Source organism: uncultured Aureimonas sp. (assembly GCF_913775355.1).
Classification (GTDB): Bacteria; Pseudomonadota; Alphaproteobacteria; order Rhizobiales; family Rhizobiaceae; genus Aureimonas.
In genome coordinates this window covers 1-11,440 of sequence record NZ_CAJYIU010000247.1, presented here as the reverse complement: position 1 = coordinate 11,440, position 11,440 = coordinate 1, and the positions used below count along the sequence as shown (strand labels likewise).

Here is an 11,440-nt window from a genome sequence, read left to right as displayed (position 1 = left end):
ACCGGCGAAGGCAAGACGCTGGTCGGCACGCTGCCGGTCTATCTCGCAGCCCTCGAAAGCAAGGGCGTCCACGTCGTCACCGTCAACGACTACCTCGCCCGGCGCGACGCGGCCACGATGGGCCGGGTCTACAATTTCCTCGGCCTGACCGTCGGCGTCATCATGCACGGCCTGTCGGACGACGAGCGCCGCGACGCCTATAATTGCGACATCACCTACGCGACGAACAACGAACTCGGCTTCGACTATCTTCGCGACAACATGAAATACGAGCGCTCGCAGATGGTGCAGCGCGGCCACCACTTCGCGATCATCGACGAGGTGGACTCGATCCTGATCGACGAGGCGCGCACGCCGCTCATCATCTCCGGCCCGCTCGACGACCGCTCCGACCTCTACCGCACGATCGACAGCTTCATCCCGCAGCTGAGCCCTGAGGACTACGAGGTCGACGAGAAGCAGCGTCAGGTCTCCTTCACCGAGGACGGCACCGAGAAGCTGGAGCGCATGCTGGAGGCGGCCGGGCACCTCCACGGCCCCTCGCTCTACGACATCGAGAACGTCACGATCGTCCATCATGTCAACAACGCGTTGAAGGCCCACAAGCTCTTCCAGCGCGACAAGGACTACATCGTCCGGGGCGACGAGATCGTCATCATCGACGAGTTCACCGGCCGCATGATGCCGGGCCGCCGCTTCTCGGAAGGCCTGCACCAGGCCTTGGAGGCCAAGGAAGACGTCACGGTCCAGCCCGAGAACCAGACACTCGCCTCGATCACCTTCCAGAACTACTTCCGCATGTACAACCGCCTCGCCGGCATGACCGGCACGGCGGCGACGGAAGCGGCCGAGTTCGCCGACATCTACGGCCTCGACGTCATCGAGATTCCGACCAACCTGCCGGTCGTGCGCATCGACGAGGACGACGAGGTCTACCGGACGGCGGAGGAGAAGTTCCGCGCCATCGCCAAGGAGATCAAGGCGGCGGCCGAGCGGCGCCAGCCGATTCTCGTCGGCACCACCTCGATCGAAAAGTCCGAAATGCTGGCCGAGCGGCTCCGCGGCGAGGGCATGCGCGACTTCCAGGTGCTGAACGCGCGCTACCACGAGCAGGAAGCCTACATCGTCGCGCAGGCGGGCGTGCCCGGCGCGGTCACGATCGCCACCAACATGGCCGGCCGCGGCACCGACATCCAGCTCGGCGGCAACCTCGACATGCGCATCGAGCGCGAGCTCGCTGAGGTGCCGGAGGGCCCCGAGCGCGAGGCCGCGATCACGGCGCTGAAGGCCGACATCCAGCGCCTGAAGGGCGAGGCGCTCGCCGCCGGCGGCCTCTACGTGCTTGCCACCGAACGCCACGAGTCGCGCCGCATCGACAACCAGCTGCGCGGCCGCTCGGGCCGTCAGGGCGATCCCGGCCGCTCGAAGTTCTACCTGTCGCTCCAGGACGACCTGATGCGCATCTTCGGGTCCGAGCGCATGGACACGATGCTGACGCGCCTCGGCCTGAAGGAGGACGAGGCGATCGTCCACCCCTGGATCAACAAGGCGCTGGAGAAGGCGCAGAAGAAGGTCGAGGCGCGCAACTTCGACATCCGCAAGAACCTTCTGAAGTACGACGACGTGATGAACGACCAGCGCAAGGTCATCTTCGAGCAGCGGCTCGAACTGATGGACGCCGGCTCGCTCCACGAGACCGTCACCGACATGCGCCACGAGCTGATCGACACGCTGGTCGCCAAGCGCATGCCCGAGAACGCGTATCCCGAGCAGTGGGAGACGGCGGAGCTGACGGAGGAGATCCGCGAGTTCCTGAACCTCGACCTGCCCATCGCCGCCTGGGCGGACGAAGAGGGCATCGACGACCAGGACGTCAAGAAGCGCATCTTCGAGGCCGTCGACAAGGCGGCAGCCGACCGCGAGGAGCGGTTCGGCGGCGACATCATGCGCTACATCGAGCGCTCCGTCGTCCTCCAGACGATCGACGCCCTGTGGCGCGAGCACCTCGTCAACCTCGACCACCTGCGCTCGGCGGTCGGCTTCCGCGGCTATGCGCAGCGCGACCCCTTGAACGAGTACAAGTCGGAAGCCTTCGAGCTCTTCCAGGTGATGCTGGACCAGCTGCGCGAGCGCGTCACGCAGCAGCTGATGCGCGTCGAACTGGTGCGCCCCGAGACCGACGCGCCCGTCCTGCCCGAGATGGAAGCGCACCACATCGACGCGACCACCGGCGAGGACGAGTTCGGCCGGGGCGCCGCGCGCCTTACTGCCGACTTCAACCCGCCGGGTGCCGACCGCCTGCAACGCGATCCCGAGCGCCCGGACACCTGGGGCGAGGTCTCGCGCAACGAGCCCTGCCCCTGCGGCTCCGGCAAGAAGTTCAAGCACTGCCACGGCGCCTACGAGCAGATCGCCTGATACGATGAAAAGGCCGGCCTTCGAGCCGGCCTTTTTCGTTGGCGGCACGGTGTGCTCGGCTGGTGCCGCGGGGCCGGGAGGTTTCGATGAGCGTGTTTCCGCACGGCACCGTCCACGAGGCGGACGAGGACCTTCAGGCAGCGATCCGGTCGACTCCGGCTGTGCTTTCGCTCTGGGAAGGACTGACGCCGCTCGGGCGCAACGAATTCATCTGCTGGGTCGAGGACGCCAAGCAGGCGGCAACGCGCCGGCGGCGCATCGATCGTACGGTGGTCGACCTCATGGAGGGCAGGAAGCGGCCCTGTTGCTGGCCGGGCTGCATACATCGAACCGACAAGGCGCCGGGCCGCTGGCAGCAGGCGGTGCTGATCGACGGAAAGGGAAAGGCTGCCGGCCGCTGACGCGACCTGCCGACCTCAGTCGCTCCCGCCCGGCAGCGCCGGCTTCTTCTGCAGGAGGTTCTTGAACATCGAGGAGCGCGCGGTCTGAATCGGCTTGCCGTCGCGATCAAAGCCTTGGCGGCGATGCTGCTCGGCGGCGTAGGCCTCGGCCGAGATCGGCGTGCCGGTCTTGTAGGTCGAAGCCGTGGTGATCGCGAAGTCCTCGGGCGCCATCGTGGCGGCGATCTTCTTCTGCATCTCCTCGTCGGCCATGCGCTTGGCGAGGAGATCGGCCGGCGTCTCGACCACCGGGCATTCGCCGTTGGCGTCGAGCGTGCGGCCGTCCGTCAGCGTCTCGTCGAAGACGTAGCGCTTCTCGCAGACCGCCACCGCCACCGGCTTGTGGGTGAGGTCGAAGCGGTCGGTGCCTTCCTTCAGCATCTTCCAGAAGGCGACATGGGGCGAGTTCTGGTGGCGCGCCATGTTCTCCGGCGTCATCCGGAAGGGCAGCGCCTGGATCTGGATCGACTTCTGGCCGCCCTGGAAGGCATGGTTGGCGAGCGCGTAGAGCTCTTCCATCTGCCAGTTGTCCATGGCGTAGCAACCCGACGAGTTGCACGAGCCGTGGATCATCAGGTGGTTGCCCGACGCCTCGTTCGCCCGGTCGTAGGCGTTGGGATAGCCCATGTCGAAGGCGAGGTGGTAGTTCGAGTTCGGGTTCATCAGGCCCGGCGTCAGGTGGTAGAAGCCTTCCGGCGCCTGCCGGTCGCCCTCTTTCCGCTTGGGGCCGAGCTGGCCCGACCAGGCGCAGATCGGATAGGTCTTGAGGAGCGCGAAGGTGCCGTCGGTCTTCTGCTTCCAGACCTCGAGCTCGGACTCCTCCTTGTAGAGGCGCACGAGGATGGGCGCGTTCTCGCCCATGTCCTTGGACTTGATGACCTTGACGAGCGCGGGCGGCAGCGGCGCGTTGGGGCCGACGAGGTCGGCGAACACGTCGTCCTGCTGGCAGCCGGACAGGGCCATGAGACCGAGCGTCAGAAACGCCATCGTCCCAAGACGTCGTGCCGTCATTCCCCGATCCCCACGATGCGGGCGAGCGGTGGCTGTTCCCCCGTGCCCTCGAACCGATCCCCGTCCCGGCCGCGCACATGGCGCGGCTCGGGACGCTGCCCTCTTTTCGGACCGGGACGGTTACCGGAAGCTTAACGACCGGGCGGGAAATGTCCGAAAATTCTTTCCCTTGGGTGCGAAGGCCCCCTCCGGAACCCCGCGACGGGCCTTCTAGCCCCGATCGAAGACCGTTTGAAGGCAACGATCGCGTGACGGCTGACGAAGCGTCCCCGATCAGACCTTCAGTTCGCGGCCGATGGCGAGGAACTTCTCGCGGCGCTGGCGCTTCAGCTCGTCGCCGGACAGGGCGGAAAGCTCAATGAGCGCCGCCTCGATGCGTGCGCCGGCCGTCTCGATCGCGCGCTCGCGCGAGCGATGGGCGCCGCCCGTCGGCTCCGTCACGATCTCGTCGATGACGCCGAAGCCCTTGAGGTCCTGCGCCGTGATCTTCATCGCCTGGGCGACATCCTTGGCGCGGCTGGAGTCGCGCCACAGGATCGAGGCGCCGGCCTCCGGCGAGATCACCGAATAGATCGCGTGCTCCATCATCAGGACGCGGTTGGCCGCCGCGATCGCGATCGCGCCGCCCGAGCCGCCCTCGCCGATGATCAGCGAGACCAGCGGCACCGACAGGCCGAGGCAGACCTGCGTGGAGCGGGCGATGGCCTCGGCCTGTCCGCGCTCCTCCGCCCCGATGCCGGGATAGGCGCCGGCCGTATCGACCAGCGTGACGACGGGCAGCCCGAAGCGCTCGGCCATCTCCATGATGCGCACGGCCTTGCGGTAGCCCTCGGGCCGGGCCATGCCGAAATTGTGCTTGAGGCGGGTCTGGGTGTCGGAGCCCTTCTCCTGCCCGATCACCGCGACCGGCCGCCCCTTGAAGCGCCCGAAGCCGGCGATGATCGCGTGGTCCTCGGCGAAGTAGCGGTCGCCCGCGAGCGGGGTGAACTCGGTGACGAGCTGGGCGAGATAGTCGGTGCAGTGGGGCCGGTCGGGATGGCGGGCGACCTGCGTCTTCTGCCAGGGCGTCAGCTTGCGGTAGAGATCGGCCAGCGCTTCCGACGAGCGCGTCTCGAGGCGCTGGATGTCCTCCGAGACGTCGATCCGCCCCTCGGTGTCGCCGATCTTCTTGAGTTCGATGATCTGGCTGTCGAGATCGGCGACGGGCTTTTCGAAGTCGAGATAATTGTGCATCCAGCCGGGCCTTGCGCCGTCCTGTCGGGGTTCGGGCGGCGGTTTCCGGAGCCTGCCGGCCGAGGGGCCGGCCGGCTGGCTCGGCCGCGCGCCGAACCATGGGGTTCGCGTCGGCGCGCAAACTGGCGATCCGACATGGGAATGTCAAGAAAGCGGGGCGTTTCAGTCCCCCGAGAGCTCCGACAGGGGGTGGTGGTCGGTGACGAGGCGCATCAGGCGCTCCTCCATCACGTGGGTGTAGATCTGCGTGGTGCCGATATCGGCGTGGCCGAGGAGTTCCTGCACGACGCGAAGGTCGGCGCCGTTCTGCAGGAGGTGGCTGGCGAAGGCGTGGCGCAGGACGTGCGGGCTGACGCGGGACGGCCGGATGCCGGCGCGGATCGCCAGATCCTTGAGGTCGCGCGCGAAGGCCTGGCGCGTCATGTGCCCGCTTTCCGAGAGCGCGGGAAACAGCCATGCCTCGCCCGCGCCCGGAAGGTCCTTGAGCGAGGCGGCGAAGGCGTCCATCGCATCGCGCGCCCGCTCGCCGATCGGCACGAGCCTCTCCTTGTTGCCCTTGCCGCGCACCACGATCAGGCTGGCGCGCGAGCGCAGCACCGAGCGCGGCAGCGACACGAGTTCGGAAACGCGCAGTCCCGTGGCGTAGAGGATCTCGACCAGCGCGTGCATCCGGCGGGCCCGTGCGAGCGCCGTTCCACCAAGCTCCGGGTTGCCGGCCTGCGCCTCCGCCTCGCCGATCAGCCGGTCGACCTCGTCCTCCGACAGGATCTTCGGGATCGACTTCTCCTTGCGCGACCCCTCGATCGGCGACGTCGGGTCGTCAGTGCGCCGGCCCTCGGCATAGAGGAACTTGAAGAACTGGCGCAGCGAGGAGAGGCGCCGCTGGCGCGAGGACGCCGCAAAGCCGCCCGCGTCGAGCCCGGCCATGTAGGCGCGCACGGCCTCGGTCGTCGCCTCGCTCAACGCGACGCCGTCGGCCTTCAGGGCCGCGCGAGCATGGTCGAGGTCGCGGCGATAGGCGTCGAGCGTGTTCTGCGACGCGCCGCGCTCCACCGCCATCATCTCCAGGAAGGCGTCGAGATGGGCGGCGTCGCGGCTCACTTCGCCACCCCCGTCTGCGTGTTGGGCGCGACGGGCGCCGGCTGCAGCGCGGGGATCGGCACCTTCACCGTGACCGGTACCGGCACCGGCTCCACGAAGGCCACCAGCGCCGCCATCGCCGCATAGACCGCGCCGACGAGGAGCGCGAGGAGGGTCAGAAGGCGCGTCAGGGTGGGCATCGGGCGGCAGGGCTTTCGAAACGACGGGGCGGGGCGGACACTAGAGGCTGCGCCGACGAAGCGACAGGGCCAAGGTGCTGCCCGTGACGGGCGAAGACGGCAAGTCCGAGGCGGAGCGCGCGATCCCGTTCGCTTGACGCCATGGGGCTTTTCTGGTCTCACGCGAAACTGATCCCGACCCTTTCCCGCGCCACCTGAACCGATGATCGAGACCGCCGGGGCTGCGCCCCTTCCCTCCCGCCAGGCCTCCGGCGTCATCCAGCGCCCCGTGGTGCTCGTCGGGCTGATGGGGGCGGGCAAGACCACGGTCGGGCGCAAGCTCGCGCAGATGCTCGACCTGCCGTTCGTCGATACCGACCACGAGATCGAGGACGCCTCGCGCATGACGATCGCCGAGCTCTTCGCCGCCTACGGCGAGCCGGAGTTCCGGGCGCTCGAGGCTCGCGTCGTGGCGCGTCTTCTCGACGAGGGCCCGCGCGTCATCGCGACCGGGGGCGGCGCCTACATGAACGAGGGCACGCGCAAGCTTCTGTCCGAGCGCTCGGTCACCGTGTGGCTGAAGGCCGAGCTCGACGTCCTCATGGAGCGCGTGATGAAGAAGCCAACGCGCCCGCTTCTCCAGACGCCCGATCCGCGTGCGACGCTGAAGGCGCTGATGGACGTTCGCTATCCCGTCTACGCGCTGGCCGACCTCCATGTCCCGACGCGCAACGTCAAGCGCGAGGCGGTGGCGCGCGAGATCCTCGACCAGCTGGAACGCCATCCCCACTTCAAGGCCTGATTCATGACCGAGACGCCAGAGCCCGCCCGCGTGCGCGTCGAGCTGGGGCCGCGCAGCTACGACATCCTGATCGGACCGGGGCTCGTGGCGTCGGCCGGCCGCCACATCGCCACCGCCCTGCCCCGCGCCCGCGCGCTGGTCGTCTCCGACGAGACGGTCGCCGCGCTCCACGCCGACCGGCTTCTCGCCGCGCTGGAAGGCGCCGGCATCGGCGCCGCGCTCCTGACGCTGCCGCCCGGCGAGACCACGAAGTCCTTCGACTACCTGATCGCCGTCGTCGACCGCATCCTCGAAGAGCGGCTGGAACGGGGCGACGCGGTGGTGGCGCTCGGCGGCGGCGTGATCGGCGACCTCTCGGGCTTTGCCGCCGGCATCGCGCGGCGCGGCATGCACCTCGTCCAGGTCCCGACCTCGCTGCTCGCGCAGGTCGACAGCTCCGTCGGCGGCAAGACGGGCATCAACAGCCCTCGCGGCAAGAACCTCGTCGGCGTCTTCCACCAGCCGGCACTGGTGCTCGCCGACACCGACGTCCTCGACACCCTGTCGGAGCGCGAGTTCCGCGCCGGCTACGCCGAGGTCGTGAAATACGGCCTGATCGACCGGCCGGACTTCTTCGAATGGCTCGAAGGCAACCGCGCCGCGATCTTCTCGGGCGGGACGGCGCGCGTCGAAGCGGTGGCGGCAAGCTGCCGCGCCAAGGCGGCGGTGGTCGCCGGCGACGAGCGCGAGGATGGCGACCGCGCGCTTCTCAATCTCGGCCACACGTTCGGCCACGCGCTGGAATCGGTTGCGCGCTACGATCCCGCGCGTCTCGTCCACGGCGAGGGCGTCGCGATCGGCATGGCGCTGGCGCACCGCTTCTCGGTCCGGCTCGGCCTCTGCCCCGGCCAGGACGCGGGACGCGCGGAAGCGCATCTCAGGGCCGCCGGCCTACCGACCCGTATCCAAGAGATTCCCGGCGACGGCGTCACGGTGGATGCGCTGATGGACAAGATCGCGCAGGACAAGAAGGTCTCGCGCGGCGCCCTCACCTTCATCCTGACGCGTGGCATCGGGCAGGCCTTCGTCGCGCGCGACGTCGCACCGGATGCGGTGCGGGATTTTCTGACCGCGGAGCTTTCGGCCTGAGGGCCCGTCAGCCCCCGGCCCGCGCCGCCCTGCGGAAGGGCCGACGCGCCAGATAGGTGCGGCGCCAGCGCTCGGGGATGCAGAGCGCGAGGACGGCGAGCCCCGCGCAGGCGAGCGTCGAGGCGAGGATCGCCGCGTGGCCGAGCGCGGCTTCGGCCGCTCCGCCGAATGCTGCGCCCGCCGCCATCCCCAGCCAGGGCACGACTTGCACCCACCAGCCCGGCGAGGCGTGACCCAGCAGCCGGCGTGCCAGACCCCGGCCGAAGCGCGACAGCGCGCCCGTGACGTAGGTCAGCCCCAGCGAGTGTCCGCCGACCTCCTCCAGCGCGACGTTGATCGCGCCCATCGCCAGAACCAGGAGCACGATCGCCGGGCCGCCGGGCCCCAGCGCCGCACTGAGCGCCGTCATCGCGGCGACGATCGCGAGCAGCACCGGCTGCGAGCCGCGCGCGGCGCGCATCACGAGGACGCCGAGCGCGTTGCCGGCGACGAAGGCCGCAAGGAGGGCGAGAAGGTGTCCGGCGCGCGCGAGATCGCCGGTGCCGGCCGCGATGCCGAAGCGCGTCGTATTGCCGCTCATGAAGGAGACGAAGTCGCCGGCGAGGAGAAATCCGATGGCGTCCGTCAGCCCCGCCGCAAAGGACAGGAGCGAGGCGAAGAGGAGGCCGACGGCGATCCGCACTCTCGCGCGGCGGCGGACCCGGCGGCGCATGGGTGTCAGAACCGCGTCGGCTCGCCGGGCGCCGCGGCCTCGATCGCCAGCGCGTGGACGCCGGTCGCCAGTTCCTCGGCGAGCAGCGCGTTCACCGCGCGGTGGCGCTCCAGCCGGCTCTTTCCCGCGAACGCTTCCGCCACCAGCCGGACGCGGAAATGCGTCTCGCCGGTGCCGTCGAAGCCGCCGTGGTGGTCGCTGCCGGCATGGTGGTGGCCCGCGTGGAGATGGCTCTCGTTGACCACCTCCAGGCGCTGAGGGCTCAAGCCCCGCGTCAGCTTCGCCTCGATCTCGGCCGCCTTGGTCATGATGTCGCCCCGTCCGTCTGTGATCGCCGTTGCCCCGCCGCGTCGCGGGCGCGTCGCCGGCTCTCCGTTTTGGGCGGGTTTTCCGTTCTGTCAATTCTTGTTCGCACGGGGGCAGGTCCCCATAATCGCGGTCTGATGAAGCTCGACTCCAAATACTTCGACAAGATCCGGGTCCGACCGGCCCGCTCCGGGCCCGAGCCTGAGCGCGCGCCCGTCTGCATGTGGGAGGGCTGCGAGGAGCCGGGCTCCCACAAGGCGCCGCGCGGGCGCGACCACGAGGGTCAGTACCTCCACTTTTGCGTCGACCACGTGCGCCAGTACAACAAGTCCTACAACTACTTCTCCGGGCTCGGCGACGACGACATCCAGAAGTACCTGAAGGACTCGCTGACCGGCCACCGCCCGACCTGGACGATGGGCTCCAACAACTCGGGCGGGGCGAAGGTCTCGCCGACGCCCTCGACGAAGCCGAGCGGGCGCCCGCGCCGCTTCAACGGCGGACGCCCGCGCGACAGCTTCAACCTGTTCGGCGAGGGCGAAGCGGCTCCCGCGGCGCCGCGCCGCAAGGCGCGCACGCTCGAGGTCAAGGCGCTGACGACGCTCGGCCTGCCCGAGAGCGCCGGCGGCGAGGCGATCCGGGTGCAGTACAAGGCGCTCGTCAAGCAGTATCATCCGGACGCCAACGGCGGCGACCGCGGCTCGGAGGACCGCCTTCGCGAGGTCATCCAAGCCTACAAGCTTTTGAAGGCGTCGGGCTTCTGTTAATCCCTGATTCCAGCCCTGTTCGAGACGCGCGGCCGCACGAGGCGACCCGCGAGATGTAAGGCCTGCCGAACGGCGGCAGCGCCCCTGGAGGTATGATGAGTGCAGCGGAACTGGAAGTGGCGAACCTGCCCGACGCCATGGTCTCCGTCCGCGAAACCTTCGGTTTCGACAGCGACCTGAAGGTCCCGGCCTTCTCGAAGGCCGACCCGCACGTTCCCGAGATCGACCCGGACTACCTGTTCGACCGGCAGACGACGCTGGCGATCCTCGCCGGCTTTGCCAAGAACCGCCGCGTCATGGTGTCGGGCTACCACGGCACCGGCAAGTCGACCCATATCGAGCAGGTCGCCGCGCGCCTCAACTGGCCCTGCGTGCGCATCAACCTCGACAGCCACGTCAGCCGCATCGATCTCGTCGGCAAGGACGCGATCACGGTGCGCGAGGGGATGCAGGTCACGGAGTTCCGCGACGGCGTCCTGCCCTGGGCCTACCAGAACAACGTGGCACTGGTGTTCGACGAGTACGACGCGGGCCGGCCGGACGTGATGTTCGTGATCCAGCGCGTCCTCGAATCGTCGGGCCGCCTGACGCTTCTCGACCAGGCGCGCGTCATCCGCCCGCACCCGGCCTTCCGCCTCTTCGCCACCGCCAACACGGTGGGCCTCGGCGACACGACGGGCCTCTATCACGGCACGCAGCAGATCAACCAGGCGCAGATGGACCGCTGGTCGATCGTCACCACGCTGAACTACCTGCCGCACGACAACGAGGTCGGCATCGTCCAGGCCAAGGCCAAGCACTTCCAGACCAAGGAGGGGCGCGCGCAGGTCTCCAAGATGGTGCGCGTCGCGGACCTCACGCGCTCGGCCTTCGTCAACGGCGACCTGTCGACCGTGATGAGCCCGCGAACCGTGATCACCTGGGCCGAGAATGCCGAGATCTTCGGCGACATCGGCTTCGCCTTCCGCCTGACCTTCCTGAACAAGTGCGACGACCTCGAGCGCCCGCTGGTAGCCGAGTTCTACCAGCGCGCCTTCGGCGAGGACCTGCCGGAGGCGGCGTCGAACCTCGTCCTCGACTGACCCTTCCATGGCATCGCGCATCGGCGACAACTCCACCAAGGCCCCGCGCGGCAAGGCGCCCGACCGCGAGCCGTTCCGGCGCGCGGTGGCCGGCTGCATGCGCGCCATCGCCGGGGACGCGGAGCTCGAGATCACCTACGGCAACGAGCGGCCGGGCCTGACGGGCAACCGCGCCCGCCTGCCGGAACTGCCCAAGCGCGCAGCCGAGAACGACGTGTCGGTGGTGCGCGGCCTGTCGGACGCCATGGCGCTGCGCAAGGCGCGCCACGACGCGCGCGTCCA

12 protein-coding genes and 1 pseudogene are annotated in these 11,440 nt (G+C 69.1%); 7 read left to right on the top strand and 6 right to left on the bottom strand.

Annotation, left to right across the window (positions count from 1 at the left end; genetic code table 11):
- Positions 1–2,418 (top strand): preprotein translocase subunit SecA (gene secA / locus QZ753_RS14930; protein ID WP_294644691.1); only part of this gene is annotated, 2,418 nt, incomplete at its 5' end.
- An 86-nt stretch (positions 2,419–2,504) separates the two neighbouring features.
- The gene (locus QZ753_RS14925) at positions 2,505–2,819 is read left to right on the top strand and encodes a YdeI/OmpD-associated family protein (protein ID WP_294644690.1); all 315 of its coding nucleotides are present in this window, start codon (positions 2,505–2,507) and stop codon (positions 2,817–2,819) included.
- A 15-nt stretch (positions 2,820–2,834) separates the two neighbouring features.
- Here the strand turns inward: QZ753_RS14925 and QZ753_RS14920 are convergent, their stop codons facing one another.
- The 4 genes from QZ753_RS14920 to QZ753_RS14905 all read right to left on the bottom strand — a co-directional run bounded on the left by QZ753_RS14920 (position 2,835) and on the right by QZ753_RS14905 (position 6,382).
- Positions 2,835–3,869: a murein L,D-transpeptidase family protein gene (locus tag QZ753_RS14920; RefSeq protein WP_294644689.1), complete on the bottom strand. Its 1,035-nt coding sequence runs from the start codon at positions 3,867–3,869 to the stop codon at positions 2,835–2,837.
- A gap of 273 nt (positions 3,870–4,142) precedes the next feature.
- Positions 4,143–5,102, bottom strand: coding sequence for an acetyl-CoA carboxylase carboxyltransferase subunit alpha (locus tag QZ753_RS14915; protein ID WP_294644688.1), 960 nt, complete (start codon positions 5,100–5,102; stop codon positions 4,143–4,145).
- Positions 5,103–5,264: 162 nt separating this feature from the next.
- Positions 5,265–6,203 (bottom strand): site-specific tyrosine recombinase XerD, encoded by a 939-nt coding sequence (locus QZ753_RS14910; protein ID WP_294644687.1) that lies wholly within the window; start codon positions 6,201–6,203, stop codon positions 5,265–5,267.
- The gene (locus tag QZ753_RS14905; protein ID WP_294644685.1) at positions 6,200–6,382 is read right to left on the bottom strand and encodes a histidine kinase; all 183 of its coding nucleotides are present in this window, start codon (positions 6,380–6,382) and stop codon (positions 6,200–6,202) included. Before QZ753_RS14905 ends, QZ753_RS14910 begins: the two co-directional genes overlap by 4 nt.
- A gap of 202 nt (positions 6,383–6,584) precedes the next feature.
- Here QZ753_RS14905 and QZ753_RS14900 point away from each other — a divergent pair, with 202 nt between their 5' ends.
- Both QZ753_RS14900 and aroB read left to right on the top strand, forming a co-directional pair.
- Positions 6,585–7,163: a shikimate kinase gene (locus QZ753_RS14900; RefSeq protein WP_294644684.1), complete on the top strand. Its 579-nt coding sequence runs from the start codon at positions 6,585–6,587 to the stop codon at positions 7,161–7,163.
- Positions 7,164–7,166: 3 nt separating this feature from the next.
- Positions 7,167–8,291, top strand: a complete 1,125-nt coding sequence (gene aroB, locus QZ753_RS14895; protein ID WP_294644681.1) for a 3-dehydroquinate synthase — start codon at positions 7,167–7,169, stop codon at positions 8,289–8,291.
- A gap of 7 nt (positions 8,292–8,298) precedes the next feature.
- On the opposite strand, the gene QZ753_RS14890 is transcribed toward aroB, so the two are convergent.
- Positions 8,299–9,003 carry a YoaK family protein gene (locus QZ753_RS14890; protein WP_294644680.1) on the bottom strand — a complete coding sequence of 235 codons (705 nt, stop codon included), beginning with the start codon at positions 9,001–9,003 and terminating at the stop codon, positions 8,299–8,301.
- A 5-nt stretch (positions 9,004–9,008) separates the two neighbouring features.
- A complete protein-coding gene (locus tag QZ753_RS14885) occupies positions 9,009–9,311 on the bottom strand; it encodes a BolA family transcriptional regulator (protein ID WP_294644679.1) in 303 nt (100 codons plus the stop codon).
- 135 nt (positions 9,312–9,446) lie between these two features.
- Between QZ753_RS14885 and QZ753_RS14880 the strand changes: the two genes are divergently transcribed.
- The 3 genes and pseudogenes from QZ753_RS14880 to QZ753_RS14870 all read left to right on the top strand — a co-directional run.
- Positions 9,447–10,076, top strand: a complete 630-nt coding sequence (locus tag QZ753_RS14880; protein WP_090963567.1) for a DnaJ domain-containing protein — start codon at positions 9,447–9,449, stop codon at positions 10,074–10,076.
- Between the two features lie 95 nt (positions 10,077–10,171).
- Positions 10,172–11,158: a cobaltochelatase subunit CobS gene (gene cobS / locus QZ753_RS14875; protein ID WP_090963702.1), complete on the top strand. Its 987-nt coding sequence runs from the start codon at positions 10,172–10,174 to the stop codon at positions 11,156–11,158.
- A 7-nt stretch (positions 11,159–11,165) separates the two neighbouring features.
- Positions 11,166–11,440 (top strand): annotated as a pseudogene (locus QZ753_RS14870) (cobaltochelatase subunit CobT); the annotation flags it as partial.

What these genes read in the sequence shown, in the direction of transcription:
- QZ753_RS14920 (WP_294644689.1), bottom strand. Translation starts at nt 3,869, where the DNA reads ATGACGGCACGACGTCTTGGGACGATGGCGTTTCTGACGCTCGGTCTC.
- QZ753_RS14885 (WP_294644679.1), bottom strand. Translation starts at nt 9,311, where the DNA reads ATGACCAAGGCGGCCGAGATCGAGGCGAAGCTGACGCGGGGCTTGAGC.
- aroB (WP_294644681.1), top strand. Translation starts at nt 7,167, where the DNA reads ATGACCGAGACGCCAGAGCCCGCCCGCGTGCGCGTCGAGCTGGGGCCG.
- cobS (WP_090963702.1), top strand. Translation starts at nt 10,172, where the DNA reads ATGAGTGCAGCGGAACTGGAAGTGGCGAACCTGCCCGACGCCATGGTC.
- QZ753_RS14890 (WP_294644680.1), bottom strand. Translation starts at nt 9,003, where the DNA reads ATGCGCCGCCGGGTCCGCCGCCGCGCGAGAGTGCGGATCGCCGTCGGC.
- QZ753_RS14925 (WP_294644690.1), top strand. Translation starts at nt 2,505, where the DNA reads ATGAGCGTGTTTCCGCACGGCACCGTCCACGAGGCGGACGAGGACCTT.
- QZ753_RS14900 (WP_294644684.1), top strand. Translation starts at nt 6,585, where the DNA reads ATGATCGAGACCGCCGGGGCTGCGCCCCTTCCCTCCCGCCAGGCCTCC.
- QZ753_RS14905 (WP_294644685.1), bottom strand. Translation starts at nt 6,382, where the DNA reads ATGCCCACCCTGACGCGCCTTCTGACCCTCCTCGCGCTCCTCGTCGGC.
- QZ753_RS14915 (WP_294644688.1), bottom strand. Translation starts at nt 5,102, where the DNA reads ATGCACAATTATCTCGACTTCGAAAAGCCCGTCGCCGATCTCGACAGC.
- QZ753_RS14880 (WP_090963567.1), top strand. Translation starts at nt 9,447, where the DNA reads ATGAAGCTCGACTCCAAATACTTCGACAAGATCCGGGTCCGACCGGCC.